Source organism: Erythrobacter sp. MTPC3 (genome assembly GCF_042854385.1).
In the GTDB taxonomy this organism is placed as follows: Bacteria; Pseudomonadota; Alphaproteobacteria; order Sphingomonadales; family Sphingomonadaceae; genus Erythrobacter.
In genome coordinates this window covers 113739-140014 of the sequence record NZ_BTGP01000004.1, presented here as the reverse complement: position 1 = coordinate 140014, position 26276 = coordinate 113739, and the positions used below count along the sequence as shown (strand labels likewise).

33 protein-coding genes are annotated in these 26276 nt (G+C 60.0%); 17 read left to right on the top strand and 16 right to left on the bottom strand.

The features are described 5' to 3' along the window. Positions 1-9: 9 nt before the first annotated feature. The 10 genes from ACGHU1_RS07270 to coxB all read right to left on the bottom strand — a co-directional run bounded on the left by ACGHU1_RS07270 (position 10) and on the right by coxB (position 8846). Positions 10-900, bottom strand: a complete 891-nt coding sequence (locus tag ACGHU1_RS07270) for a class I SAM-dependent methyltransferase (RefSeq protein WP_390585160.1) — start codon at positions 898-900, stop codon at positions 10-12. Continuing rightward, the gene (thrC, locus tag ACGHU1_RS07265) at positions 900-2315 is read right to left on the bottom strand and encodes a threonine synthase (RefSeq protein WP_390585548.1); all 1416 of its coding nucleotides are present in this window, start codon (positions 2313-2315) and stop codon (positions 900-902) included. Before thrC ends, ACGHU1_RS07270 begins: the two co-directional genes overlap by 1 nt. A 78-nt stretch (positions 2316-2393) precedes the next feature. Beyond that, on the bottom strand, positions 2394-2960 hold the full coding sequence (locus ACGHU1_RS07260; RefSeq protein ID WP_390585158.1) for an SURF1 family protein: 567 nt from the start codon (positions 2958-2960) through the stop codon (positions 2394-2396). Next, positions 2957-3406: a DUF983 domain-containing protein gene (locus tag ACGHU1_RS07255; protein WP_390585156.1), complete on the bottom strand. Its 450-nt coding sequence runs from the start codon at positions 3404-3406 to the stop codon at positions 2957-2959. Before ACGHU1_RS07255 ends, ACGHU1_RS07260 begins: the two co-directional genes overlap by 4 nt. Continuing rightward, positions 3346-4215, bottom strand: a complete 870-nt coding sequence (locus ACGHU1_RS07250; RefSeq protein ID WP_390585154.1) for a cytochrome c oxidase subunit 3 — start codon at positions 4213-4215, stop codon at positions 3346-3348. The genes ACGHU1_RS07255 and ACGHU1_RS07250 overlap by 61 nt, the downstream gene beginning before the upstream one ends. A gap of 34 nt (positions 4216-4249) precedes the next feature. Next, the gene (locus ACGHU1_RS07245) at positions 4250-4840 is read right to left on the bottom strand and encodes a cytochrome c oxidase assembly protein (RefSeq protein WP_390585152.1); all 591 of its coding nucleotides are present in this window, start codon (positions 4838-4840) and stop codon (positions 4250-4252) included. Next, positions 4837-4965 (bottom strand): hypothetical protein, encoded by a 129-nt coding sequence (locus ACGHU1_RS07240; protein WP_390585149.1) that lies wholly within the window; start codon positions 4963-4965, stop codon positions 4837-4839. Before ACGHU1_RS07240 ends, ACGHU1_RS07245 begins: the two co-directional genes overlap by 4 nt. Beyond that, positions 4962-5909 (bottom strand): heme o synthase, encoded by a 948-nt coding sequence (locus ACGHU1_RS07235; RefSeq protein ID WP_390585546.1) that lies wholly within the window; start codon positions 5907-5909, stop codon positions 4962-4964. The genes ACGHU1_RS07240 and ACGHU1_RS07235 overlap by 4 nt, the downstream gene beginning before the upstream one ends. 114 nt (positions 5910-6023) lie before the next feature. Then, positions 6024-7757: a cytochrome c oxidase subunit I gene (gene ctaD, locus ACGHU1_RS07230; RefSeq protein ID WP_390585146.1), complete on the bottom strand. Its 1734-nt coding sequence runs from the start codon at positions 7755-7757 to the stop codon at positions 6024-6026. A 75-nt stretch (positions 7758-7832) separates the two neighbouring features. Next, positions 7833-8846 carry a cytochrome c oxidase subunit II gene (coxB, locus tag ACGHU1_RS07225; RefSeq protein ID WP_390585544.1) on the bottom strand — a complete coding sequence of 338 codons (1014 nt, stop codon included), beginning with the start codon at positions 8844-8846 and terminating at the stop codon, positions 7833-7835. A gap of 276 nt (positions 8847-9122) precedes the next feature. Between coxB and pyrE the strand changes: the two genes are divergently transcribed. The 7 genes from pyrE (at position 9123) to ruvX (ending at position 13947) form a co-directional block, all read left to right on the top strand. Continuing rightward, the gene (gene pyrE / locus ACGHU1_RS07220; protein ID WP_390585542.1) at positions 9123-9704 is read left to right on the top strand and encodes an orotate phosphoribosyltransferase; all 582 of its coding nucleotides are present in this window, start codon (positions 9123-9125) and stop codon (positions 9702-9704) included. Between the two features lie 20 nt (positions 9705-9724). Further along, a complete protein-coding gene (locus tag ACGHU1_RS07215) occupies positions 9725-10480 on the top strand; it encodes a pyridoxine 5'-phosphate synthase (protein WP_390585144.1) in 756 nt (251 codons plus the stop codon). Positions 10481-10513: 33 nt separating this feature from the next. Next, complete coding sequence (locus tag ACGHU1_RS07210; protein WP_390585142.1) at positions 10514-10807, top strand: pyridoxal phosphate biosynthetic protein; 294 nt, start codon at positions 10514-10516, stop codon at positions 10805-10807. A 134-nt stretch (positions 10808-10941) separates the two neighbouring features. Further along, complete coding sequence (gene acpS / locus ACGHU1_RS07205) at positions 10942-11343, top strand: holo-ACP synthase (RefSeq protein WP_390585140.1); 402 nt, start codon at positions 10942-10944, stop codon at positions 11341-11343. 34 nt (positions 11344-11377) lie between these two features. Further along, the gene (gene lepB, locus ACGHU1_RS07200; protein ID WP_390585138.1) at positions 11378-12274 is read left to right on the top strand and encodes a signal peptidase I; all 897 of its coding nucleotides are present in this window, start codon (positions 11378-11380) and stop codon (positions 12272-12274) included. Between the two features lie 21 nt (positions 12275-12295). Further along, positions 12296-13465, top strand: coding sequence for a DUF3089 domain-containing protein (locus ACGHU1_RS07195; RefSeq protein ID WP_390585136.1), 1170 nt, complete (start codon positions 12296-12298; stop codon positions 13463-13465). A 5-nt stretch (positions 13466-13470) separates the two neighbouring features. Beyond that, positions 13471-13947 (top strand): Holliday junction resolvase RuvX, encoded by a 477-nt coding sequence (gene ruvX / locus ACGHU1_RS07190; protein ID WP_390585134.1) that lies wholly within the window; start codon positions 13471-13473, stop codon positions 13945-13947. Here the strand turns inward: ruvX and ACGHU1_RS07185 are convergent. Genes ACGHU1_RS07185 through ACGHU1_RS07175 form a run of 3 tightly spaced genes read right to left on the bottom strand, consistent with a single transcriptional unit; the run spans position 13944 to position 16000 of the window. Continuing rightward, complete coding sequence (locus ACGHU1_RS07185; RefSeq protein WP_390585132.1) at positions 13944-14840, bottom strand: transposase; 897 nt, start codon at positions 14838-14840, stop codon at positions 13944-13946. The genes ruvX and ACGHU1_RS07185 overlap by 4 nt on opposite strands. Further along, positions 14840-15817, bottom strand: coding sequence for a HEAT repeat domain-containing protein (locus ACGHU1_RS07180; RefSeq protein ID WP_390585130.1), 978 nt, complete (start codon positions 15815-15817; stop codon positions 14840-14842). Before ACGHU1_RS07180 ends, ACGHU1_RS07185 begins: the two co-directional genes overlap by 1 nt. 18 nt (positions 15818-15835) lie before the next feature. Next, entirely contained in the window at positions 15836-16000 is a 165-nt protein-coding gene (locus tag ACGHU1_RS07175; protein ID WP_390585128.1) for a hypothetical protein, read from the bottom strand. Between the two features lie 127 nt (positions 16001-16127). Between ACGHU1_RS07175 and ACGHU1_RS07170 the strand changes: the two genes are divergently transcribed. Both ACGHU1_RS07170 and ACGHU1_RS07165 read left to right on the top strand, forming a co-directional pair. Then, complete coding sequence (locus ACGHU1_RS07170; RefSeq protein ID WP_390585126.1) at positions 16128-16625, top strand: PaaI family thioesterase; 498 nt, start codon at positions 16128-16130, stop codon at positions 16623-16625. After that, a complete protein-coding gene (locus tag ACGHU1_RS07165; protein ID WP_390585123.1) occupies positions 16622-17011 on the top strand; it encodes a PaaI family thioesterase in 390 nt (129 codons plus the stop codon). Before ACGHU1_RS07170 ends, ACGHU1_RS07165 begins: the two co-directional genes overlap by 4 nt. 31 nt (positions 17012-17042) lie before the next feature. Here the strand turns inward: ACGHU1_RS07165 and ACGHU1_RS07160 are convergent, their stop codons facing one another. Both ACGHU1_RS07160 and cobS read right to left on the bottom strand, forming a co-directional pair. Continuing rightward, positions 17043-19193, bottom strand: coding sequence for a transglycosylase domain-containing protein (locus ACGHU1_RS07160; RefSeq protein WP_390585120.1), 2151 nt, complete (start codon positions 19191-19193; stop codon positions 17043-17045). A 47-nt stretch (positions 19194-19240) separates the two neighbouring features. After that, on the bottom strand, positions 19241-20233 hold the full coding sequence (gene cobS / locus ACGHU1_RS07155; RefSeq protein ID WP_390585118.1) for a cobaltochelatase subunit CobS: 993 nt from the start codon (positions 20231-20233) through the stop codon (positions 19241-19243). Between the two features lie 155 nt (positions 20234-20388). Here cobS and ACGHU1_RS07150 point away from each other — a divergent pair, with 155 nt between their 5' ends. The 3 genes from ACGHU1_RS07150 to ACGHU1_RS07140 all read left to right on the top strand — a co-directional run bounded on the left by ACGHU1_RS07150 (position 20389) and on the right by ACGHU1_RS07140 (position 22283). Further along, positions 20389-21228 (top strand): oxygenase MpaB family protein, encoded by an 840-nt coding sequence (locus ACGHU1_RS07150; protein ID WP_390585539.1) that lies wholly within the window; start codon positions 20389-20391, stop codon positions 21226-21228. A 61-nt stretch (positions 21229-21289) separates the two neighbouring features. Continuing rightward, the gene (locus ACGHU1_RS07145; protein ID WP_390585115.1) at positions 21290-21649 is read left to right on the top strand and encodes a DUF1428 domain-containing protein; all 360 of its coding nucleotides are present in this window, start codon (positions 21290-21292) and stop codon (positions 21647-21649) included. Positions 21650-21653: 4 nt separating this feature from the next. Continuing rightward, the gene (locus ACGHU1_RS07140; protein WP_390585114.1) at positions 21654-22283 is read left to right on the top strand and encodes a glutathione S-transferase family protein; all 630 of its coding nucleotides are present in this window, start codon (positions 21654-21656) and stop codon (positions 22281-22283) included. On the opposite strand, the gene ACGHU1_RS07135 is transcribed toward ACGHU1_RS07140, so the two are convergent. Continuing rightward, positions 22280-22873 carry a J domain-containing protein gene (locus ACGHU1_RS07135; protein WP_390585111.1) on the bottom strand — a complete coding sequence of 198 codons (594 nt, stop codon included), beginning with the start codon at positions 22871-22873 and terminating at the stop codon, positions 22280-22282. The two genes, ACGHU1_RS07140 and ACGHU1_RS07135, sit on opposite strands and share 4 nt — an antisense overlap. 69 nt (positions 22874-22942) lie before the next feature. Here ACGHU1_RS07135 and ACGHU1_RS07130 point away from each other — a divergent pair, with 69 nt between their 5' ends. The 5 genes from ACGHU1_RS07130 to ACGHU1_RS07110 are packed head-to-tail and all read left to right on the top strand — an operon-like array spanning position 22943 to position 26273. After that, entirely contained in the window at positions 22943-23212 is a 270-nt protein-coding gene (locus ACGHU1_RS07130; RefSeq protein ID WP_390585109.1) for a BolA family protein, read from the top strand. Next, positions 23212-23667: an NUDIX hydrolase gene (locus ACGHU1_RS07125; RefSeq protein WP_390585106.1), complete on the top strand. Its 456-nt coding sequence runs from the start codon at positions 23212-23214 to the stop codon at positions 23665-23667. Before ACGHU1_RS07130 ends, ACGHU1_RS07125 begins: the two co-directional genes overlap by 1 nt. After that, positions 23664-24545: a pirin family protein gene (locus ACGHU1_RS07120; RefSeq protein WP_390585104.1), complete on the top strand. Its 882-nt coding sequence runs from the start codon at positions 23664-23666 to the stop codon at positions 24543-24545. The genes ACGHU1_RS07125 and ACGHU1_RS07120 overlap by 4 nt, the downstream gene beginning before the upstream one ends. Before the next feature lie 21 nt (positions 24546-24566). Beyond that, entirely contained in the window at positions 24567-25379 is an 813-nt protein-coding gene (locus ACGHU1_RS07115) for an SDR family NAD(P)-dependent oxidoreductase (RefSeq protein ID WP_390585102.1), read from the top strand. Positions 25380-25385: 6 nt separating this feature from the next. Next, the gene (locus ACGHU1_RS07110) at positions 25386-26273 is read left to right on the top strand and encodes an alpha/beta fold hydrolase (RefSeq protein ID WP_390585099.1); all 888 of its coding nucleotides are present in this window, start codon (positions 25386-25388) and stop codon (positions 26271-26273) included. The last annotated feature ends 3 nt before the right edge of the window (positions 26274-26276 follow it).

The window sequence follows — 26276 nt, the reverse complement described above, 5'->3', positions numbered from 1 at the left end:
GCGCAGCCTTTAGCGGGGATTGCTCCAACGTGCGAAGATTGCTGTGGGCAATAACCGCCCGCCTTCGCCCTCTTCGCGAACGGTCAGGTCGCCGTGTTCGATGGTGCCGGGCAAATGGCGCAGTTTTTCCTCAAGCAGACCGGCCAGCGCGACTGAACTCATGCGCACGGCATAGACGGTCAGAAACAGGAATGCGCTTTTGTCATCAAGCAATTGTGCACAGTCCCCGATCAGGTCCGGCAACCCGTCTTCAAGCCGCCATGTTTCATTCTTCGGACCGCGTCCAAACTTGGGCGGATCGAGGATAATGCCGTCATACCGGCGTTCGCGGCGCACCTCGCGCGCGGCAAATTTGGCCGCATCGTCGACCAGCCAGCGGATCGGCCTGTCCTCCATGCCCGACAACGCGGCATTCTCGCGCGCCTGCGCGACCGATTTCTTCGACGCATCGACATGTGTGACCCGCCCGTGTTTGCTCAGCGCGAGCGTGCCGAGGCCCGTGTAGCCGAACATGTTCATCGTTTCCGCGTCCTCGCGGCCGCTCAGCCGATCACGCATCCAGTCCCAGACGGGCGCCATGTCGGGGAAGAATTGCAGGTGACGGAACGGAGTTGGGAGGGCGGTAAAGCGGACATCGTTCCAGCTCAAATCCCACCCGTCTTCCGGCAAGGTCTGCTCCATATGCCAGCGCCCACCGCCATCTTCGTCCGATCCGGGAATGAACTCGCCCGCTGCGGGCCATTCGGCAAGGCGCGGTTGCCATAGCGCCTGCGGTTCAGGGCGGATGAAGGCGTGCGGGCCGAACGCTTCGAATTTGCGGCCCGCACCGCTATCCAGCAGGCGGTAAGCGTCCCAACCGGCGCATTCCATCAGGACAGGCTGCGGCGCAATGTCTGCCATCAGGTGCGGGCGGCGTTGTGCAGCACAAAATCGCGTGCAGCCTCATAATCGCCGCCAAGCTCTGTAAAATGTTCCTCGCGCCCGAATAGGTCGCCAACGCGCGATGGCAGTGCCGGGCGAAACCCGGTCGCCCGCTCAACGGCGTCGCGGAATTTCGCTGGATGCGCGGTTGCCAGCGTCACGACAGGCAGTCCCGGATCGAAATAGTCACCGCCCTTGGCCAGAGCCATTGCCGCGTGGAGGCCAACGGCGGTGTGGGGGTCGATCACCTCGCCCGTCTGCTGATGCGCCCATTGCATCGCCTGCGAGGTTTCATCCTGACCCGCAGCGCAGCTAAGGAATAGATCGCGCGCACCGTCCCGCTGAGAATTGGTGAGCGCCATTGCCTTCCTGCTTTCAAAGGCACGCATCTGTTCGGCCATCGCCGCGCCGTCTCGTCCGCCGCAATCAAACAGCAGGCGTTCGAAATTGGAACTGACCTGAATGTCCATCGAAGGCGTGATCGTGGCCGTTACGCCGCCGGCTGAATAATCGCCGTTCAGCAAAGCTCGGTGCAGGATGTCATTAACGTTCGTGGCGACGATCAGCTTTTCAATCGGCAGCCCCATTTGCGCCGCGACATAGCCTGCGAACACATCGCCGAAATTGCCGGTCGGGACAGAATAAACGATTCTGCGTTCAGGCGATCCCAGCTGCAGCGCGGTGTAGAAATAATAGACCACCTGCGCCATCAGCCGCGCCCAGTTGATTGAGTTGACCGCGCCCAGATTGAGCGTGCCTGTCACATCGGCATCGCCGAACATCCGCTTCACATGCGCCTGCGCGTCATCGAAACTGCCGTCAATCGCCATGTTGTGGACGTTGGGCGCGCGCACCGTGGTCATCTGGCGCCGCTGGACATCGCTGACCTTGCCCCTTGGATGGAGCATGAAAATCTCGACGAATTCCGACGCCATAACGCCGCGGATCGCCGCAGAACCGGTATCACCGCTGGTCGCACCGACAATCGTCAGCCGTTCATCCCGCCGCCGAAGAAACGTATCAAAAAACCGCCCCAGCAATTGCAGCGCCACGTCTTTGAAAGCGAGGGTCGGCCCATGAAACAGCTCTAGCAGCCAGTTGCGCTGATCCAGCTGGACAAGAGGCGTCACGGCTGCGTGGCTGAACGATCCGCAATAGACCGATTTGCAGATCTCGCTCAGTTCCTCCTCGGTCAGACTGTCGCCGACGAAAGGCTGCATCACCCTGACAGCCAACTGCCAGTATTCCAGCCCGCGCATCGCGGCGATCTCAGCCTCGCTGAAACGCGGCCATTCGCGCGGTAGATAGAGTCCGCCATCGCTCGCCAGTCCGGCAAGCGTTACGCCTTCGAAATCGAGCGCGGGCGCGCTTCCTCTGGTGGAGATGTATTCCATAGGTGCGATGCGGTTAGCCGCCTGTGGTTGCAAGGGCAAGCAAGGGTCGCTTGACCCGTCCGCTAGTCTTTCTTTCTGTCAGCGCTTCTTTCGAAACCGCGATCGTAGCGCAAATCCGTAGATAAGCAGCGCGGTGAGGGCGAAAAGGAACCACTGACCGGCATAGGCCAAGTGGTTGTTGGGAAGCTCGCTCGGATCGGGCCGGGCGAGCGGGCGCAGATCGGCCTGCGGGGGATCAGCGACTAGCCGCGGACCTGGTGCAATAATGCCGGTCACCGTGCCGCCCTCCCAAACGGGTGGTTCAATCTCGCGTGAAAAGCCCAGATCGACCAAAACGCCCCCCTCACCGAGAGTGCAGGTCGCGCGCTGCGTCCAGCCCTTTTGCCCGTTGGCGGCTGTGCCAGCGACCGTTTCTATGCCGCTGACCTCGGCACAATCGATGGCGCTCTGACGGAACCAGACATCCTTGCCATCACCTGTCACGGGGAACGGCACCTGAACACCGGTTTCTACCGCAGCATCATACCGGGCGAGCATCTCGGCCTTTTCATCTGCGCGGTCGAGCTGCCAAAAACCCAGGCGGATCATCGTGATCGCGGCAGCCAAGACGATAAGCGTCGGGATAATCGGGATGCGGGAGATCATTCGCCCTGCGCCTTTTGCTCGATTTGAATGTCGTATTGACGGTAAAGCAGCGCGGTCTTGTAAAACCGCAGCGTGCCGATTGTGGCCGCGATCGTGAATGGTCCCCAGAATAATGCCTGAAGCCAGAAGGGCGGATTGATCGCGATATCGACGCCGATTGCCGCTCCGATAAGCAACGCGGCGATCAGGATGGTCACAAGGCCAGCCAGCCTTGCGCCGCGTTCCAGCTTGGTAAAATCAAGCCCGCAGGCCTCGCAGGTTATCGCCACGCTGGCGGGTGCCTCAAACAATGTGGGCTTGCCGCAGCGCGGGCACAAACCAGAAAGGGCAGCCTGGAATAGTCCCGGCTGCCCCTCGCTGTGTTTCGATTGCTGGTCCGCGTCGATCAATGGACCGGAGCGCCCCAACCACCCCAGATGTACACTGCGATGAAGAGGAACAGCCACACCACATCGACAAAGTGCCAGTACCACGCAGCCGCTTCAAAACCGAAGTGCTGGCGCGGTGTGAAGTGGCCTTTGTAAACGCGGAACAGGCAGACCGCGAGGAAAATGGTGCCGACCAGAACATGAAAGCCGTGGAAACCGGTCGCCATGTAAAACGCGGACGAATATGTGTTGCCACCGAAGGTGAACGGCGCAACCGCATATTCGTATGCCTGAATGAAGCTGAACAGCGCGCCAAGGGCAATGGTTGCCCAAAGCCCCTGCCGCAGACCTTCACGATCACCGTGAATCAGCGAGTGGTGCGCCCATGTTACCGTCGTGCCCGAGCACAGCAGGATCAGCGTGTTGAGCAGCGGCAGGCTGAATGGATCGAGCACTTCCATACCCTGCGGCACAAAGGTTGCCAGCGCGCCCGCCTGACCGAACAGTGTCGTGGTTGTGCCGGTTGCGGCATCGTATTCCAGCGGTGTGGGGAACAGCGAAAAGTCGAAGAAGCTCCAGAACCACCCTACGAAGAACATCACTTCGGAAGCGATGAAAAGTATCATTCCGTACCGCATATGAAGCTGCACGACAGGCGTGTGATCGCCGCGCTCCGCCTCGACAACGATGTTCTTGAACCACATGAAGAAGGTTGCGATCAGACCGGCCAGACCGGCCCACATCACTACGCTGCTCGCTGCACCGAACAGGTCCGGGTAAAAGCTCAGCACCATACCGCTGGTAAAGACGAGCGCCGACAGCGAGCCGATCAGCGGCCAGATATCGGGTTCGAGAATGTGATAATCGTGGTTTACGTTGCCAGCCATGGTGTCGTTCCCATCCCTCAGGATACGTTATGCGTCAGTTCGAGCGGTCGAGAGCCGTGCTTACGGGCTCTTTCGCGCGGTGGAAAGTGTAACTCAGCGTAATCTGTTCGACGTCAGCCATAAATTCATCTTCGAGGATGGCCGGATCGACGTAATACAGCACGGGCATGTTCACTTCCTGCCCGGGCTGGAGCGTTTGCTGCGTGAAGCAGAAACACTGGATCTTGTGAAAATACTTGCCCGCCTGTGCAGGCTCGACATTGAATGTGGCCGTGCCGGTGATCGGCACCGATCCGTCATTGCGGGCCACATAGGAGGCAAGGTCGCGCTGCCCGATGCGGACGGTGTCCGTCGCCTGTGCCGGGCGGAAAGCCCATGGAACATCACGCGCGGTCGATGCATCAAAGCGGATTGATATCTCTTTTGAAATGCCCGCACTGGCCGCACTGCTCGCCTCAGCCTCGGTCGCGACCTGTGTGGTCCCGCCAAATCCGGTAACGCGGCAGAACAAATCGTAGAGCGGGACCGCCGCGTAGCCCAGGCCGAGCATCGCCAGCGCGCCCAATAGCGCGAGGCCGCCGGTGCGAAGGTTCCGATCGTCGATGGAGGCGTGCGCTGTGCTCACTGGCTGCCAAGCCTCGCAATCGTGATCGCGTAAAACAGCACGACAAAGAAAATCAGCGTTCCGCCCAGCACCCAATTGCGTGCTTTCTGGCGGCGCTTTGTTTCGGTTTCCTCTTCAGGCGTCATGCGAACATGCCTCCACCGATCAAGCCATTTTTCTCAAGCAGACGGTCAGCCACCAGAGCGGCGAACAAAATGAAAAGATAATAGATGCTGAATTTGAACAACGTCTTTTCCTGGCTCATCGCGTCTTCGTCAGCCCGCTCGCGAACGCCCACCGGCATCGCATAGGCGAGGAACATCAGGGACAACACGACCGAAACCGATCCGTAGACCCAGCTCGTCGCGCCGATAGCCCACGGCGCAATAGCAACAGGGGCCAGCAAGACAGTGTAGACAAGGATCTGGCGGCGCGTCGAACGCTCGCCCGCGACGACCGGCATCATCGGAATGCCGACCTTCGCATAGTCGGACTTCATGAACAGCGCGAGCGCCCAGAAATGCGGCGGCGTCCACATGAAGATGATCGCGAACAGCAGCACCGGCATCAGCGTAATCTCGCCTGTGACGGCTATCCATCCGATGAAGGGCGGAAATGCACCCGAGCCGCCGCCGATTACGATGTTTTGCGGCGTGCGCGGTTTTAGCCACATGGTGTAGATAACGGCGTAGTAAATGATCGCCACGGCGAGCGATGCAGCAGCAAGCCAGCCAATCGCCACGCCCATGAGCCCGACCGATGTAGCAGACAGGAATATCCCGAAATCGCGCGCGTCGACGCCGCGCAGGCGCCCGCTCGGCAGGGGGCGGTTCGCTGTCCGCTTCATGCCTGCATCAAGGTCCGCTTCCCACCAATGGTTGAGAGCGGCGGACCCGCCAGCACCCATCGCAATCGCGAGAATAGCAGTAAAGCCGAGAACCGGGTGAATGCTGCCCGGTGCCGCCAGCAGACCGCAAATGCCGGTGAAGATCACCAGGGTCATCACGCGCGGCTTGGTCAGCGTGAAAAAATCGCGCCAATCCGCCGGCATGCTTTGCGGCTTTGCAGTGGGGGTCAGCAGGGTGTCCATATGGCGGTTTGTTTCAGTTTCCATTTGAAGAGAGCGCACTTTTGATAGCGCGCCCTCCCCGTTTCGATTGTCTAAGCGCGCCGCATCAGATCAGCGAACCGCGCCCAGGTCAGGTTACGCCGACGCAGGCTTTGCATCGCGCGGCATGTGATCGTGGTAATCGTGATGATCCTCAATCACCGGAAGCGTTTCGAACTGGTGGTATGGCGGCGGACTGGTCAGCGTCCACTCCAATGTCGTTGCGCCTTCGCCCCACGGATTGTTTCCAGCCTTGCGGCCTGCCGTGAAGGCATAAGCGAGGTTCGCGAAGAAGATCAGCATCGAACCGGCCATGATGAGATAGCCATAGGAGCTGATTTCATTCCAGAATGCGAACGCCTCTGGATAGTCCGGATACCGGCGCGGCATTCCGTTCATCCCCAGGAAGTGCTGCGGGAAGAAGATCACGTTCACGCCGATGAAGAATGCCCAGAAATGCAGGTGCGAAAGCAGTTCGGAGTGCATCCGGCCGCTCATCTTCGGGAACCAGTAATAGAAACCGGCGAACAGTGAGAAGACTGCACCCATCGACAACACGTAATGGAAGTGGGCAACCACATAATACGTGTCGTGCAGGTTATCGTCGATGCCGCCATTGGCAAGAACAACGCCGGTCACGCCGCCAACGGTGAACAGGAAGATGAAGCCCATCGCCCAAACCATCGGCGATTTGAATTCCATCGATCCGCCCCACATCGTGGCGATCCAGCTAAAGATCTTCACGCCGGTAGGAACCGCGATAACCATGGTGGCTGCCGTGAAATACATCTTCGTGTTTACGTCGAGGCCGACGGTATACATGTGGTGTGCCCATACGATGAAGCCGACGACACCGATGGCGACCATGGCATAGGCCATGCCGAGGTAGCCGAAGACCGGCTTGCGGCTGAAGGTCGCGACGATCTGGCTGATCATGCCAAAGCCCGGCAGGATCATGATGTACACTTCGGGGTGGCCAAAGAACCAGAACAGGTGCTGGTAAAGAACGGGGTCGCCGCCGCCAGCCGGATCGAAGAAGGTCGTGCCAAAGTTACGATCGGTCAGCAGCATGGTGATGGCAGCTGCAAGCACGGGAAGCGCGAGCAGCAGCAGGAATGCGGTGACCAGAACCGACCATACGAACAGCGGCATTTTGTGCAGCGTCATGCCCGGCGCGCGCATGTTGAAAATGGTCGTGATGAAGTTAGTCGCACCCAGGATCGAACCGGCACCGGCAAGGTGCAGCGAGAAGATCGCGAAATCGACCGCAGGGCCCACCGAACCGCTGGTGGAAAGCGGTGCATAGACCGTCCAGCCCGTGCCTGCGCCCGGCCCCGTACCGCCCGGTACGAACAGCGAGAACAGCAGGCTGAAGAAACCGGCAACCGTCAGCCAGAATGAAACGTTGTTCATCCGCGGGAACGCCATGTCAGGCGCACCGATCATCAGCGGAACAAACCAGTTACCAAACCCGCCGATCATGGCCGGCATGACCATGAAGAACACCATGATAAGACCGTGGGCGGTGATAAACACGTTCCACATGTGAAGCGCGGTGTTGATATCGTTCGTACCGCCCATGAACTGAGCCCAGAACTGCAGATACTGGATGCCCGGCTCCGCAAGTTCAGCACGCATGATACCGGAAATTGCACCGCCAACGATGCCCGCGATAATCGCGAAAATCAGGTAGAGCGTGCCGATATCCTTGTGGTTCGTCGACATGAACCAGCGGGCGAAAAAGCCCGGCTTGTGGTCCGCATGATCATGCGAATGATCTCCGCCATGTCCGGCGATTGGAGCGTCAAAACCTTCTGCGGTGGTAGCCATCGTTCAATGTCTCTCGGGTTCTTCGTTTCTTATCGTATTCAGTCGTTTGCGTATCAGTTACGCAATCGACGCTATTTAAGCTTCGTCTTCGCCGATGATGTCGAGGTCTTCGTCAGTCTCGTCAGCGTTGATGTCAGCCGCTTCCAGCTCTTCGTCCGCGCCGGGCAGCGAACCGCCCTGCTCCAGAACCCAAGCCTCGAACTGCTCCATCGGAAGCGCCTCGACGGCGATTGGCATGTAAGCGTGGCGCGCACCGCAAAGTTCCGAACACTGGCCGTAATATACACCCGGCTCAGGGATGGTCAGCAGCTTTTCGTTCAGGCGGCCTGGCACAGCGTCCATCTTGAACCAAAGCGAAGGCACGGCGAATGCGTGGATCACATCGGCACCGGTCGTCTGGATGCGGAGCGGAACACCGGCTGGCACAACCATGCGGTTATCGACAGCCAGCTGGGCAGGCTCGTTATTTGCGATCGCATCGGCATCGGACAGCATGTTGGAGATGATCTCCACATCGCCGTGGTCGGGATAGGTGTAACCCCAATACCATTGATACCCGGTCGCCTTGATCGTGATCGCATCTTCTGGCGGCGTTTCGTACTGGCGTGCCAGCAGCGTTATCGAGGGGACGGCGATGATCACAAGGATAATCACCGGCACAATCGTCCAGACCACTTCGATCAGGGTGTTGTGCGTCGTTTTCGACGGCACCGGATTGGAGCGGCGGTTAAATTTCAAGATCACCCACAGCAGCAGTCCAAGAACGAACAGGCTGATCAGCGTGATGACCGGCAGCAGGATATAATCGTGCATGAACAGCGCGTATTGGCCATCCGCCGTATACTGGTCCTGAAAGGTCATGCTGGCGAGCAGGTCATCCTGGGCCGAGGTTGGCATACCCTTACCCTCTGTCGGGGCCATTGGCACATAAGCGCCACTTGCCTCGGGCGCTTCGGTTTCGCCAGCCGGCACTTCGAGCGGTTCAGCCGTTTCCGGAACCTCTGCGCCGACAACTTCCTGAGCCATGGCAGCCTGCGGAGCCAACATGGCCATGGCAGCTGCAAGGAGTGCAATTACCCCGAATTTCATACGGGTATGGATGTGACCCATCATAAATGTGTCCAGATCGCTTTCGATTTTATCCCATGCTGCCCGATTCTTTCGCCCCTGTTCGGTGGACGAAACGTGCAGCGCCAATGCCGACATTTCTGCCAGCTTCGAGTGCCTATTAGCCGCGCTTGCCCGCTGTCTCAAGCGGTTCTAGGGAGAAAAATATGCAATGCGGCATGACCGCCGCGCAATCCACCCGGTCCAGCCGCCTGTATCCCGAGATATTTTGCCATGAACAACACCGCAAACCTCCCCTTGTCACAGGCCCAGGTGCTGGACGAATTCCGCAGTTGCGGCGCCCTGTTGGAAGGGCACTTCAAGCTGTCATCGGGCAAACACAGCGGGCATTATCTTCAATGCGCCAGAGTGCTGATGAACCCGGACCGCGCCGCCCGACTCGCGCAGGCCGTCGTCGCAGGCATTCCAGCAGACGTGCTCGCCAAAGTTGATGTCGTCGTCTCCCCCGCGATGGGCGGCATTATCATAGGGCATGAGGTCGGGCGCGCCCTTGGCAAGGACGCGATTTTCCTTGAGCGGCCGGAGGGCACATTTCATCTGCGCCGGGGATTCGCACTTGATAGCGGGGCAAGGGTTCTGATGGTCGAGGATGTGGTCACAACCGGCCTTTCCAGTCGCGAGGCGATTGCGGCAATCGCCAAGGAAGGCGGAGAGGTCATCGCGGAATGCGCGCTCATCGACCGGTCGGTTGGCACGGTCGATCTGGGCGTGCCGTTCTATCCGCTCGCCGCGTTTGATTTTCCCACCTACGATGAAGACAGCATCCCCGATGATCTGGCGAACGTAGCTATTACAAAACCCGGCAGCCGCAAGGAATAGGCAACAGGAGCCGACAAGCCATGAACATATCGCTCCATCCCAACCCGCTGCGGCTTGGCGTGAATATTGATCACGTCGCCACCATTCGCAATGCGCGCGGCGGCGACCATCCCGATCCCGTTCGCGCTGCTGAAATCGTGGCGAGCGTTGGCGGCGACGGGATCACCGCGCACCTTCGCGAAGACCGGCGGCACATCCGCGACGAAGATCTTGCGCGGATACAGGAGGCGACCGACCTCCCGCTCAACCTTGAAATGGCGGCGACACGCGAAATGCTGCAAATCGCGCTGCGTCACAAACCGCACGCGGCCTGCATTGTCCCCGAAAAGCGCGAAGAGCGCACAACAGAGGGCGGGCTGGATGCGGCAGGACTTCACAACACTCTCGTCCCTATCGTCGATGAACTGCGCAGCAACGATATCCGCGTGTCGCTGTTTATCGAAGCGAATGAGCGCCAGCTGGACGCAGCCCTGCGGCTAGGCGCGCCGGTGGTCGAATTCCACACGGGCGAGTATGCGCACGCCGTAATTGATGGCGACAGCGAGCGCGTGGCGAGCGAGCTGAAGCGCATCTCGGACATGGCCGCGCTTGCTTCCTTGAACGGGATCGAGCCTCATGCGGGTCACGGGCTGACATTCGACAATGTCCAGCCAATCGCCGCTATTCCGCAGATGGCGGAATTGAATATCGGCCATTATCTAGTAGGTGAAGCGGTGTTTGTCGGGCTGGAAAACGCGATCCGCCGGATGCGCGAACTGATAGACGATGCCCGCTAACTGCGCGCACCAACCAGATCCGGTCACGACGTGATGCCACCTTCCCCCGATAATCAGCCTGCGCCTGAATTGTCGTCCAGCCAGAGGCTTTGGGCATTCGCGGCCGCAGCGCTGTTCCTCATTTCCATCGGTTTTCTCGGACTGTCGCTCAATTTGGGCCGGATGATGCCGTTCGCGATTGGCTGGACCGGGTTTCAGATATTCGGGTTTGTCGGCGCGCTTCGCATCGGAAAGGGTGACTTCACCCACCCGCTGTTTAAAAGTCAGGTTTGCCTGCACGCTCTGGTATTTGCACTTGTGATTGCGCTGTTCCTGCGCGGTGCATGATTGGCCAATCGGCACTACATGCGTCCCGCCGAAGGTTTTCATGAGCCCTATTGTTTGCGATGCGCGAACGGGTTTTACGGCGCGAGCATGATCGCAGTTTTCGGTTTCGCGGTTTTCACAAGGGATTTGAGTATATGATTATCGGCACCGGATCGGACCTGTGTAATATCGAAAGGATACAGAACTCTATCGACCGGTTCGGAGAGCGGTTCGAGAACCGCGTCTTTACCGAGATAGAGCGTGCAAAGGCCCGCCGCCGCCCTTTCACCATCGCCGGAACCTACGCCAAACGCTTCGCAGCCAAGGAAGCTTTCAGCAAAGCGGTCGGCACCGGTTTCAGGCGCGGCGTTTACATGAAGGATATCGGCGTGGTGAACGCTCCTTCAGGCGCACCAACGCTCGCACTGGAGGGCGGCGCTGCAAAGCGGCTTGAAGAAATGATCCCCGCAGGCCATGAGGCGCATATTCATCTGACCCTAACCGACGATCATCCATGGGCACAGGCATTCGTGATTATCGAGGCCCTGCGCAAATGATCGTCCTGACTGCCCCCGAGATAAAGCAGAACCCGTGACGTCCACCGATACCAAACAGGCCAGCACCGCTCCCGCATCAAAAGATGGAGGAGAGGACAAGATCAACTGGTTCGCAGAAATGCGCGGACTGGCGCTTATGCTGCTCGCCGTGCTGGCCTTTCACAGCCTCGTGGCGAAACCGTTCTACATCCCCTCGACATCCATGATGCCGACGATGTGGGTGGGGGACCGGCTGGTCGTCAGCAAATATCCGTATGGCTGGTCATGGGCATCGGCGAGCTTTCATCTGCTGCCGCGCGGCGAATGGCGCATCATGCCCGATACCCCGGAATATGGCGACATCGTGATCCCGGTGCATCCAGTCCGTGACGAGGATTATATCAAGCGGGTTGTCGCCCTGCCCGGCGACACCATCGAAGTCGCCGAGGGGCAGATCATCCTGAACGGCACACCGATCAAGCGCGAACAGGTGCCCGATATCCGCATCCCGTTCGAACCGGAATTGACGTGCGAAGCAGGGCCGTGCCTCAACAATTTTGAGCCATACCGCGTAACTGGCGAGGACGGGCGCGATTACTTCAAGATGGAGGCATACCGCGAAACGCTCCCGAACGGGGCGACATATCTCACCATCGACCACAGACAGCAGCGCCTCGACAATTTCGGTCCCTACACCGTGCCTGCCGGCAATGTTTTCGTTATGGGTGACAACCGCGATGAAAGCGCCGACAGCCGCGCCGCGGCAGAAGCCCGCGGTCTGGGCGGCGGTATCCCGCTGGAGAATATTGGCGGGCGTGCAGAATTCATCACGTTTTCGCTCGATGGATCGACCACCTGGAACCCAGCCTCGTGGTTTTCCAGCCTCAGGCCCGATCGCGCCTGGTCCACTTTACGGCCACCGATCGCCGACGGCTATGAAACCGAGGAGTAGCAGGCGCGTTAGCTGACAATCATGGCCAAAAAATTCCTCTACTTTATCGCCGCCTGCATCGTGCTTTTTCTGATCGGACGGATCGGATACGAACTGTTTCAGGATGAGCTCGCCGAAATGGCGTTCGTCCCGTCCGCTGAATTCACTCCGACAGAGCCGCTTGAGGCGAACGCTTATCAAGACCCGGCGTTATGGATTTCGCGCCCCGGTTTTGGGGTAAACGATCCTGCGCGCTGGCAACCGAGCGTGGCCGCGGCGGCGGGCGAACCAGGCACCGAGGCCAAGCAGCCGGCAAACACAGCTGCCAGCGAAGTGCCGAATTTCGCGATCTTCTTCATCCATCCGACCAGCTATCTCAGCCGCGAAAGCTGGAATGCGCCGATAGAAGAGGCCGCAGACAGCGACGCCGATACCATCGCCCGTACATATGTGCGCGGCATGGCCAGCCCGTTTAACAAAGCGAGCGAGATCTGGGCTCCGCGATACCGGCAGGCAACGATGGGCGCGTTTCTGACCGATGCACCCGAGGGCGAACAAGCAATCGATGCAGCCTATGCCGATGTGCTCGAAGCCTACCGCTACTTCCTAAGCTCGCTGGATGCGGACACACCGATTGTGCTGGCCGGTCACAGTCAAGGATCGCTGCATCTGCTGCGCCTTTTGCGCGAAGAGATTGCAGGATCGTCCGAAGCGGACCGGCTGGTCGCAGCCTATGCCGTAGGCTGGCCCGTCTCTATCGATCATGACCTGCCCGCGATGGGCATAGATGCTTGCGCCACACCGTCACAAACGGGCTGCCTGCTGTCATGGTCAAGTTTTGCCGAACCTGCCGATCCATCCAGCGTGATGAAGGCGTATTCGAATTCTGTCGGGTTTGACGGCGAATTGCGCGGCGACAGCACGATTCTTTGCACCAACCCGATCACCGGCACATTCGGCGGCTCCGCTCCTGAAAGCCAGAATCTCGGCACGCTCGTCCCCGATGACAGCATGTCGAGCGGCGACCTGGTTCCCGGCGCGGTCCCTGCACGCTGCGATGAACGCGGCCTGTTGCTGATTGGCGATCCGCCAGAGCTTGGTTCTTACGTGCTGCCGGGCAACAATTATCACGTATACGATATCCCGCTGTTCTGGGCCAACACACAGGCCGATGTAGCGCGCCGGGTGCGGGCTATGGACACAGCGAACTGACAGGCATGGTGCTCATCACGGAATCGGCGAGCGAATTTGCCGATGCGCTTCCCGATGGCGGAGTGCTCTTGGGCCTCGATCTGGGTACGAAAACAATCGGCACTGCGATCTGCGACGCGGGCTGGCGTTTTGCCACCAATGGAAAAACGCTGGGCCGCGGTAAATGGGCGCGCGACAAAGGCGTGATCGCAGACCTGATCGCAAACCGCCGCGTCCAGGGGATCGTCATCGGCCTCCCGCGCAATATGGATGGCAGCGACGGGCCGCGCGTTCAGGCCAGCCGTGCCTTTGCCCGCAATTGCGCAGAATCCTTCGCCCTCCCCGTCCTGCTTTGGGATGAACGCTGGTCGACGCAAAGCGCCGAGGCAGCAATGATCGGTCAGGACATGAGCCGCGCAAAACGCGCCGAGGCCATCGACAGCCACGCGGCCGCAATCATTTTGCAAGGGGCGATAGACCGGCTTGCTGGCGGAGTGCTTTAACGATCAATCGCCGCCCGGCGCTGCGTTGCGGCGGCGACCAGCATCCGGCTTCCCGATAGTTCTGCCTCGCGCCACAGATCATCCTGATCGCCGAGCGCACATAGCCGCGCCGCGCGCGCTTCATAACTGGCGAGGCGCAACCGTTCGCTGGGATGGGTGCGCCCGGTTTGCTCGGCAAAATCCAGCGCCTCATCGCTTCCCAACGCGACAGCCACGCGAAGGAAGGTCTCGGTCGCATTCGGGCTGAGCACCCGCGTCACCTCCAGCTGCTCCAGATCAAAGCCATATTGATCGAACCAGCACTGCGCCGGATCGACATGCATGACGTTGAGCGAGACAGAGAGGCTGTCCGGCGGCAATTGCGAATGGACATCGCGGTGTGCGCGGTAGAGCATCAGCTTGCCCTCATTAAGTGCACTGCGTTCAATGAAGCGCAGCGGGACCGCCTCTCCTGCAAAGCCCGTGACCTCTTCATAATCGTATTCGTAGTAATCGCTGCTGTAACCCGGCCCCAGATATCCGCTCGTCAGAAACGAGAAATTGTGGTCGTGCGGCACCCCGTAAACAAACGCTTTTGCGCCGCTGGTGCGGAAACACAGATCCTGCTGCGCGGGCCAGATATTGGCGCGCAGAAACATGTTTCCCCGCCTTGGGCTGAGGACCAACGCCTGCGGTCCATAGCCGCTATCGACGGCGCTGCCCGCTTTGCCTTGCAACCGATCTATCAGCACGTCGGCAAGGAAAGCTCGGTTATTGGTCAGCTTCCGCAGCCAGCCCGCAGCCTCCTGCGTGCTCGAAGGATCGCGCGGATCGAAATCGAGCGCGGCGAGCGCCTCGATACAATCCTCAAGCGTGCACGTTTCTGCCGATAGATTTTCGATAATCTGGGGCATCACGCAGCCTCTGCGATGTAGTTGGAGATAGACGGATTGGCGCGGATCAAACTGTCGAGGAGATCGCAGGCCGGGCCAGCCAGAGGATCAGCTTCATCACGGCGAAGTATGTCGAGCAGGGCTATCCCGCGCGCCGCATCGATGGACAGCGTCTGCCGCACCGCCTCCCACCGCACATCGGCATCCTCTGCCTTGTCGAGCGCCCTGCCCCTCATCACCGGCAGCGCCTTTTCGGATTGCGCCGCACCCAGCACCGCAAGCGCCATCAGCCGCTGGCTGGCCGATTTGTCGCCGCTGGCCAATTGCAAAACCTCTCCATCGTCCAGCTGCAATTCCTGCGACGGCCCTGGCTTTTCCGCGGTTCGAGAGAGTTGGAGCAGCACCATTGATCCCTCGACTTGCGATATCTGCCGCGCCTGATCTGCGCCTGCCAATTCTATCGTGTTGCCGCTTTTCCAATGCGCCGGGTTGCTTGCGATCAAGCCCTTACCGGTTGATCCCCCCTGCCGGTGATGGAGAGTGCCAGATCCACTTCCGGCCAAAACCAGTTCCCGGCACTCGCGATCTGCGAACAGGGCTGTCTGCGGCGCAAGCGTTTGTGATCCGCCACGCCGTTCATATGCCAGAATACTCAGCGCCGCACGGCCGTGTTCCATCAGGCGGATATTGGATAACCCTGCCGAGCAGGAATAATGGTGCGGCACCTCACCCAGCGGCTCGCGGGAAAGCGCGCCCAGAATGCGGCTTTGCCACTCAGCCACAAAAGCCGCAGCGACCGGCAGGTCGGTCAGCAGCGAGGTCAGGCCAGGACACTGCGAAAGCGGCTGACCCGCGCCGTATTGCGCCAGTTCGCACGAAATGCGGCGCGCCTGAGGCAGGCGATGCCAATCAGCCTGCGCTTCGCGCATTCGGTCCTGGGCGCAGCGCTGCGATGCCGGATCGGTTCGCAGCGCCGCGATTTCGGGATGCACATGCATCGGTTCAGTCCGCTCCGATCAGAACAGGCCGGGAGGCGGAGGCGGCGCGGTTTCGTAAACATAGACCATGATCGCCACGATGGTGTCGTCATAGGTCGCGCCCATTTGCGTGACCGAGCCGTAAAGCGCCTGCGCGGTGTCCAGCCCGGGCAATGCGTTGATCTCGATTTTCGGAAGATTCATCGGTTTCCCCTCGATTATCCGCCGCAGCGGGATTGCTGGCGGCACGGCCCGCTAACTGGCGCGCCGACCCGCGACTGAGAAATTAAATGATTGTAATGCAGCGTCCCGGCTTCCAATGATCGCCGCGATGAGCACTCCACTCCCCAAATTTGACGCGAGCAAAGCGTCGGAATTCTTCTTCTCGCATGGCCATTCAGGCTGGCTCGGCCTGAAATACAGCGCGCATGAGGATAATTGGGTTGAGCTTGAACTGCCTTGGGGCGAGCATCTTCTTGGCGAACCGGACCGCGCGGTCCTCGCATCCGGGCCGATTATCAGCCTGATGGACATGGCAAGCGGTATGAGCATCTGGCAGACAACAGGGACGTTCACGCCCATTGCGACACTGGACCTGCGGGTCGATTACCAGCGTCCTGCGCGCGAACGGTCATCGGTCTGGGGCAGGGTGGAATGTTATCGCACGACGCGCTCTGCCGCGTTTGTCCGGGGCATCGCGCATGACGGCGATCATAGTGATCCGGTTGCGCATGTGGCCGGCGTATTCATGACCATCAATAAAGACCCGAGAGACGGCAAAGTGATGCAAGAAGGCGATAGCTCTGGTCATGAAAGCGGCCCACAATGACCGCCGACGCCCTGCCCGCCTATGCCCGCGCACTCGGTATCAAGATCGCCGATGAAGAAGACGGTGTGCCAGTCCTTTCGGTCGAATTCGGCCAGTCAGTTGAGGGGCGTCCAGCGTTTTATCACGGCGGCGCAACGGCAGGCCTGCTGGAAAACGCAGCCTATGCCGCTCTGCGCGCCCGCCTGATCGAAGAGGGGCGCGAGGCGCAGATGAAGCCGGTCAATATAACCGTCCAGTATCTTTCAGCCGGAAAAGCGCAGCCCAGCTACGCCAAGGGGCGGATCACTCGGCTGGGTCGGCGAAATGCAAATATCTCGGTCGAGGCTTGGCAGGACAATCGTGACCGGCCCATCGCGACCGCCATCCTCAACATCCTGATGGCCTGATACCGGGCAGCGGCGCAGCTTTGCGGGTACGCTATTCCGCTTCGGCGGGCTCTATCACCAGACCGCCATCATCCAGCCTCAGCTCAAGCGGAAAGCCATCCACTTCGGCGCTGACAGTGATCCCGTCATCATCGAAACGGATGCGCGATCCGTTTTCATCCAGCGGAAATTCTGCGCCGTCTTCGATATCAAATGGCTGGATTGGCCCTTCGGGATCGGGAGAGGCGCTGGGCGCAGGCGCTGGCAGCGATAGCGCGCCGCGCATGAAATCTTTCCAGATGCGTGCCGGCAGCCCGCCGCCGGTCACCCGGTCGAGCGGTGAGTTATCGTCATTGCCGATCCACACGCCCACCACCAGATCGCCCGCGTATCCGACGAACAGCGCGTCGCGATAATTCTGCGTCGTGCCCGTTTTCCCGTAATTCGCGATCGGCAAGGTCGCAGCCCTGCCCGTCCCTTCGTTAATGACGGCACGCAGCATCTGTTCAAGATCGGCGTGGGAGCGGCTGGACACGTTATCTTCGGGTGTGGTCAGCCATTCCCACCAGCCCTCTTCCTCGTCTGGAAAAGCGTGGGCGCAGACCGGGAAGGAATTCGCCGCGATCCCAGCATAGGCCGATGTCAGCTCCAGCAGGCTCATTGATGATGTGCCCAGCGCAAGACTGGGATCGCCCTCGGGCAGCGGCGAAGTCACGCCCAGAGAGCGCGCGGTGCGGATAACGTTTTCGCTGCCCACTTCGTTGAACAGCCGCACCGCCGCAACATTGCTGGATGTGGCCAGCGCGTCTTCCAGCGTGATCGTGGGCGAGTATCTGTTGCCGGAATTTTTGGGACGATAGTTGCCGGTTTCTATCGGCGTGTTGTCAATCGTATCATCCGGCTCCCACCCCGCTTCCAGCGCGGCGAGATAGACGAACAGCTTGAACGTGGAGCCGGGTTGCCGTTTTGCCTGCGTGGCGCGGTTGAACGGGGATGCCGAGTAATTCTTTCCGCCCACCATCGCGACGACCTCTCCGCTGGGCCGCATCGCCACCAGCGCCACCTGCGCATCGCCAAGTGCGGCGTTGTTTGTGACTCGGCCAGCAAGTTCCTGAAGCCGTGCATCCAGCGTAGTGGTGAAAGTCTGGCGGGAATATGTCTGCTCCACATCCTTGCGCGCTATCGGCAGCGCCCAATCGGCGAAATACGTGCCGGTGGGCACATCGTTACGCGCGCGGACATCCATCTTGGGATCGGGCAGCGCATCCGCCTGCGCCTGCGTTAAATACCCCTCTGCCACCATCGCGCCGATGACGAGGTCCATGCGGCGTTTCGCCCGGTCATAATGCTTCGCCGGATTGTAGCGCGACGGGGCCTGCAACAGCCCGGCCAGCATCGCGGCTTGCTGAGGCAGCAAGTTTTCCGGCTGGCGGTAGAAATAATGCAGCGACGCCGCGCGCAAACCGTATTGGTTGGCGCCGAAATAGGCGTTGGAAAGATACCGCTCCAGAATTTCGTCCTTGGTCAACCAGCTTTCCATCCAGAACGCTATCAGCGCCTCACGCGCCTTTCGCGACAGGCTTTGTTCGGGTGTGAGAAAGGTGAATTTGGCAAGCTGTTGCGTGATGGTGCTGCCGCCGCCCACACCCGTCCACGCGGCGCGGGCGACCCCGCGCGGGTCCACGCCCCAGTGCGAATAAAACCGCCGATCCTCGATCGCCAGAAATGCCTGCACCACGTGCGGCGGCAGCGTTTCGATCTCGACCGGCGCCTCTACAACCGCGCCGCTGCGCGCAATCGGCGTGCCATCGCTCGCCAGCAAAGTAATCTGCGGTGTCGCAATCGGCTCAAGCGATTTCGATAGCGGGGCTGTCACCGCAAGCCATGCAATCATCGCCATGAAGAGCAGCAAGCCAAGCGCGAACAGGCGCACAAACCACCAGCGTTTGCGCCGTCCGCGATACCGCGCAGGACGCCACCACGGCAGGCGGTTGCGCTCCTCCCGCGCGACATCACCATCGAGCGATGAGAGCTTGCTGTCCCAACGATCAAAATCGGACGAATAGCGAGAGCCGCCGTCAGCCGCGAAATCGTCCGCGTCCCAATCAGGTCGCTGCGATTCGTAAAGCGGGAAATATCCCGCCTCGCTTTCGCGGCGGTCCTGCCCGCCGGAGCCTTTTCTAAATCGCGCTAGAAAACCCATACTAACTGTATTAGCAGGGTATTACACCAGCGATCAAGCGCCTTTCGTTACGCGGATTTAACGGCGCTTTCCGGCAGGTCGTCGTTGAACACCCGCTGGTAATATTCGCTTACCAAAGTCCGCTCTGCCTCGTCACATTTGTTGAGGAAGGAAAGACGGAAAGCAAAGCCGACGGAATTGAAAATCGCGGCATTCTGCGCCCAGGTGATGACGGTGCGCGGGCTCATCACAGTTGAAATATCGCCGTTCATGAATCCCTGACGGGTCAACTCGGCAACCTTTACCATGTCCGCAATCATCGCATCATCGCCATCGGGCGCCTTTGATTTGACAATTTGCTGTTCGGTTTCGGCGGGCAGATAATTGAGCGCGCACACAATGTTCCAGCGGTCCATCTGCGCCTGGTTGATGGCCTGCGTGCCGTGGTACAGCCCGCTGGTGTCGCCAAGGCCGACCGTATTGGTCGTCGCAAACAGGCGGAAATTCGGGTTCGGTGTAATCACGCGGTTCTGATCGAGCAGCGTCAGACGTCCATCAAATTCCAGCACGCGCTGGATCACGAACATGACATCCGGCCGGCCCGCATCATATTCGTCGAATGTCAGCGCCACGGGATGCTGCAGCGCCCAGGGAAGGATGCCTTCCTTGAATTCGGTTACCTGCAATCCGTCTTTCAGGACGATCGCATCACGGCCGATCAGATCGATGCGGCTGATATGCGCATCTAGGTTCACGCGGATGCTCGGCCAGTTGAGGCGCGCGGCGACCTGTTCGATGTGGGTCGATTTGCCGGTGCCATGATAGCCCTGAACCATAACGCGGCGATTGTGCGCAAAACCTGCAAGGATCGCGAGCGTGGTGTCTGGGTCGAACACGTAAGACTTGTCGATATCAGGCACATGATCGTCGCGCACGCTGAATGCGGGCACCTGCCAGTCCATGTCGAGCCCGAATGTATCGCGAACATCCACGGTGGTGTCGGGCGAATCGAGGACGGTTTGCTTCGAAGGGTCGAATGAGTGATCGGTCATGTTATTCATTGCGCAATCCGGTTAGAGCGCGATTGGCGATGCCGCAAGCCGAAGGGGCCTGCTAAATTTGCAAGTGCGCCCAATTTGCCTGAAATTCGGGGTTTGTGCAGCGTAGCTTTGCGGTGCGGCTCGAAAAATCCAGCGGGCATCCCTACATCTTCCAAATGGCCGATCCCATCGAATCGCTGCGCACCAAACTTGTCGAACAGGTGCGCGGCGTCTTCAACGACACATCCAAGGGTCAAAAACCCGTCCCCCCATCGGATGACGCACTGTTTGCGCGCGATACGCCGATCCGCATGGTGCATGCCGATCTGGTCGGTATGATGACTGGCGGCATTCGCGGGCTGATGCTGCAAATGCTTCATCCGCACGCGCTGCAGGGTGTGCTCGACCATTCCAATTTTCGCGAAGACATGCACGGAAGACTGCGCCGCACCGCAGGGTTTATCGCGGTCACGACGTTCGGCCACCGCGATGAGGCAATGAAAGCGATAGAGCGGGTAAACCGCATCCATGCAAAGGTTGGCGGCACTCTGCCCGATGGATCCCCCTACAACGCCAGCAATCCGCGGACGCTTGCATGGGTACATGTCGTGGAGGCGCAAAGTTTTCTGGCAGGATATTTACGGCATGTCCGGCCCGATATGCCCTATGCTGACCGCGATGAATATTACCGCCAGTTCGCCGTAATCGCCCGCGCACTGGGCGCGGACCCGGTGCCCGAGACGCAGAACGAAGCGGACAGCATTTTTCGCGAACTGCGCAGCGACCTCAGCGCCTCTCCTGCGGCGCGCGAGGTTGCGCAGCTCGTGCTCAGTCAGCGACCAAAAGGCGCTCCGCCTGCATTGCAGACGATGATCGGGGCAGAGGCGGTGGCGATGTTGCCCGATTGGGCGCGCGGGATGCTGCGCCTGCAAAAGCCGGTTTTGACCGCCCTTCCCGCCCGCGCTGCCACGTGGGGCATGGGCCGCACGCTGCGCTGGGCCTTTCGCCAGAACTGATGGATCGGGCCGGGCGGTCCGTGTTATGTGTCCCGCCGGGAAGATGGACGGGAGAGATACAATGTATGTGGCAGTGGCGGCGCTATCCGTGCCGGAGGAAAACCGTGAAGCTTATAAAGAGGCTGCGGAATTCATGGCGAACTGGTCGATGGACCACGGGGCAATCGAGGTGATGGAAGCGTGGGAACAGGACGTTCCCGACGGCAAGAATACCGATTTCCGCAAAGCCGTGGCTGCGCCCGAGGGCGAAAAGATCGTCGCGGGCTGGGTCATCTGGCCCGACAAGCAGACTTTCGAAAAAGCCAACGAAGCGATGATGAAAGGCGAAGGGTTCGAAGCTCACCCCGGCGAAGAAATGCCCTTCGACGGATCTCGCCTGATCTATGGCGGCTTTGAACCGATCCTCACCAAAGGACGCTGATACAATGGCCGAATTTACATTTTACACCGTCGCCATGAGCCGCGGGCAGATATCGCGCTGGGCCTTGCACGAAGCAGGCGCAGATTATGAACAGATCGCGTTTGATTGGGCGAAACGTCCCGATGGCTTCGCCGATATCAATCCGATGAACAAAGTGCCGACCCTCGTGCATCATCACGGGGATCACGATCACGTGATTTCAGAAGCGGCAGCAATCAATCATTACCTCGCCGAAACGCATCCCGATAAAGGGCTGCTTCCCGATGCCCACGAACGCGCGTCCTATTTTCGCTGGCTGTTCTTTGCCGCCGGACCGCTGGAGCAGGCCGTCATAGCCAAGGCGATGGACTGGGAAGTGCCGGAGGAGCGCACCGCGATGGCCGGGTTTGGCAGTCTGGAAAAAACACTCTCGGCGATGGATGGCTGGCTATCGGAGAACGATTTCGCTGCCGGAAACCGTTTTACGATGGCGGACACATATGTTGGGAGCCAGTTTATCTGGGGGCTGCGGTTCGGCTCGATCCCGGCAACGCCCGCGTTCGAGGCGTATGTCGCGCGCTGCACCGACCGCGCCGCTTACAAGGAAGCAACCGCCATTGACCAGCGACTGATTGAGGCGGCTGGCGAAACCTAACTGATCGCTGCGCTTTTTTTCAACAGCTGATAGGCATCGACAACCTTGTTCAGCCGCGTTTCGTATTGCCGGTCCCCGCCATTGCGATCCGGGTGATACCGGCGCACCAGTTCTGAATAGCGGCGGCGCAAACGGCGGCTGTCGGTGTTGCTGCCCAGCCCCATCGTTTCCAACGCCTGCGCCTCGTCTTTGGAAAAGCGGCCACTCATCGCCATTTTCGCCTCACGCTCGGCGCGGCTGCGTATGCCGCCTGCGCGGGCAGAGATTGCATCGAGAGGATCATCGTAATCCGCCCAGCGCGGCATTCCATCGACGGCGGCCTTGGGAGAAAAAGCCGCGCTTTCTGTGCGCCAGCCGCTGGCGGGAGATTGCGCGGACAGTATTTCCTCCGCGCTCATCCCTTCGAACCAGTCATAGCCCGCGTTGAATTCTCGCACATGGTCAAGGCAGAACCAGCGCCACTCGCCCGGCCCGTCAAAACCGTTGGGGCGATAGCCCGGTGCACGGAATTCTCCTGCGTCGCGGCAAGTGGGGTGTTCGCACACCCGATCCGCGTCCTCGACACGGCCATGAAACTTTGACGAAGCCATAAGGGTTGAGAATGGTGCCTAAGGCCCCAAATTCCAAGCCGAAGATTATTGCAAAAAGGACAAGCCGGAATGAGCGGAACTATCGCACACGAAATGGAAGAGCGGCTGACCGGCGCTTTTGCACCGTCCAAACTGGAAATCATCAATGACAGCGCCAGTCACGCGGGCCATTCCGGCGATGATGGATCGGGGGAAAGCCACTTTACCATCATCATCGAGTCCGCCGCGTTTGAGCCGATGAGCCGCCTCGCCCGCCAGCGCGCTGTCATCGCGGCGCTCGGTGATATTGTGGGAGAGCGCGTTCATGCTGTCGCGATCAAGGCAGGCGTGCCGGCCTGATGGCCGATCTCAACCCTGAAAAACGCCTGCGCCGGTCCGCCCGGATCATCCTGATCGAGCCGCAGGGACGCGCCCTGATGTTCCGGTTCGATGTGCCCGGCCGGCCGCCTTTCTGGGTGACGGCAGGCGGCGAATGCGAAGCGGGTGAGACGTTTGAGCAGGCTGCAAAGCGCGAACTGTTCGAAGAAACCGGATTGGCTGCTGAACCCGGCCAGCAGATCGCGCGGACCACGCCTGAATTTGTCACGGTCGAGGGTGAGCCTGTGCAGGGCGACGAGCGGTATTTTATCGTGCGCACCGATCATGCAGACATCGACACTTCGCGTCACACCGAGCTTGAGCAAAACCTGATGACGCAGCACCGCTGGTTCACGCTTGCCGAGCTTTCAGACTGGCATGAGGCATTGTTTCCTGAGAACCTGCGAGACATCATCGAAAGCGAGCTGGCGAAATGATCACACAGACCATCACCCCGACGACGCACGATCTCGGACAATTCGAGGTGCGGCGGGTTCTTCCCTCCAAAGCGCGGACAATGGTGGGCCCGTTCGTGTTCGTCGATGAATTCGGACCCGGACAGCTGGATATCGGGACGGGCATGGACGTTCGCCCGCATCCGCATATCAATCTGGCGACCGTCACGTGGCTGTTTCAGGGCGCCATCGAACACCGCGACAGTCTCGGCACGTTTTCCACGATCCGGCCCGGCACGGTCAATTTGATGACCGCCGGACGCGGTATCGTGCATTCCGAACGTTCTCCTCAGGATGAACGCGCGAAAGGTCCGATGCTTTACGGAATGCAGACATGGCTCGCGCTTCCCGACGGAAAGGAGGAAATCGACCCGGCTTTCGAGGCGGTTCGGGATCTTCCGCTCGTCGAGGATAAAGGCGCAAAAGCGTGGGTCATCATGGGCGATCTGTGGGGCGAAAGCGCAGCCACCACGACCTATGCAGATACGATCTATGCTGAAATCCTGCTTGGTCCCGGTGGTTCGATCCCGATAGAGGCCAACGCGGATGAACGGGCGGTGCTGCTGGTTGGCGGGGAGGCATCGGTCGATGGCGCGGCTCTTGGGTCCTTTGAACTGGCGGTGCTCGCACCGGGCGCTGAAATGACGCTAACCAGCAAGGATGGCGCACGCGTGATGCTGCTGGGCGGAGAGGCTTTCGCTACCAAGCGGCACGTATGGTGGAATTTCGTGAGCTCCGACAGGGAACGGATCAAGCAAGCCAGAGAGGATTGGCGCGAAGGGAGGTTTCCGGTCGTCCCAGGCGATGCCGAAGAATATATTCCCTTGCCCGAAGTGCCCAAGACGGTCAGCTATCCCTGAACAGAATTAGGGGAGAGAGACATGGATTACACTGGGAAAGTGGTCTGGATAACAGGCGCGTCATCCGGGATTGGCGCAGCTCTGGTGCGCGATTCGGCCTCGCGCGGTGCGCATGTGATTTTATCAGGACGCGATGAAGCGCGATTGCAAGATGTGGCGAAAGACTGCGGCGAGACGCTAATCCTGCCGTTCGATGTTCGCGATGATAACGCGCTGGCCGATGCCACTTCCAAAGCGATAGCGTGGAAGGGCGGCGTAGATGTTGCCTTTGCCAATGCTGGAGTGTCCCAGCGCAGCCGCGCGCTGAACACCGATATGCAGGTCTACCGGGACATTATAGCCATTGATCTGACGGCGCAAATCGCGTTTTCCCAAGGTCTGATCGGGCATATGACGCAGCGCGGATCGGGCGCGCTCGCTTTCATTTCCTCAATTGCCGGCAAGGTCGGCGTGCCGATGCGCACGGCGTATAGCGCGGTCAAATTCGGGCTTGCGGGATATGGCGATGCCCTGCGCGCCGAGCTTTCGCAAACGGGGGTGCAGGTCCACGTCATCTATCCCGGATCAGTCGCGACCGATGTGGCGCGCAACGCGATGCTTGGCGATGGCCGCAAACGCGGGCGCAGTGACAAGGCTATCGATGAAGGCATCCCGGTCGCCGATGCGGCCAAGGCAATGCTGGACGGGATGGCCGCCGGAGAGCGGGAGATCATCGTTGCGCAAGGCGCAGAGGCAGGCATGGGCGAAGTGCGCCGCACGCCCGAGGCGCTGCTCGACCAGATGGCGGGGATGGTCGCAAATGGATATATGGAAAAGATGGAAAGCGAGGGCTGAGGCCAGATGGAACAGAAACGCGTCGCGCTCGCCAATGGCATCCACCTCGACTGTGTTGATGAAGGGCCGGTTGATGCGCCTGCGCTTATCTTCCTGCACGGCTTTCCCGAAAGCCACCGCACGTGGCGTCACCAGATCGCGCATTTCAAAGATCGCTATCGCTGCATCGCCCCCGACCAGCGCGGCTATCGCGGCTCGTCAAAACCGCAGGAGGTCGATGCCTACACGCCTGACAAGCTGATCGGCGATGTCTTCATGCTCGCCGATGCGCTGAACGTTGGAAAATTCACGATTGTCGGCCACGACTGGGGCGGCGCGATCGCATGGGGCGTGGCACTTGGCGGGCAGCATATGCGCGTCGAGCGGGCGATTATCGCCAATGCGCCGCACCCGGCAATCTTCCAGAAACTGCTTTACACGCATCCCGGCCAGCGAGAGGCAAGCCAGTATATCCGCGGTTTTCGCGACCCGGCCAACGATCCGCTGATTAAGGATCAGGGGCTTACCGGGCTGATGCAGCAAGAGGTCAAATGGGACAGGCCGCAGGCGATGGAGCCGGAAGAGCGCGACCAGCTGCTGCGCGACTGGCAGAACCGCGATTCGGCATTCGGCATGATCAATTATTACCGCGCCAGCCCTATCACGGTGCCCACGATGGACGAACCGTTTGAGATCCCCGCTGCCTATGTTGCGCCTGTCCTGCCAAAACTTACGATCCCTACGCTCGTAATCTGGGCGCTCGACGATCTTGCATTACCGCCGGAAAATCTCGAAGGACTGGACGAGATAATCGACCCGTTGACCATCGAACGCGTGCCCGATTGCGGGCATTTCGTCCCATGGGAAGCGCCAGGTGCTGTGAATGCGGCCATGACGCAATTTCTAAACCGGTAATGG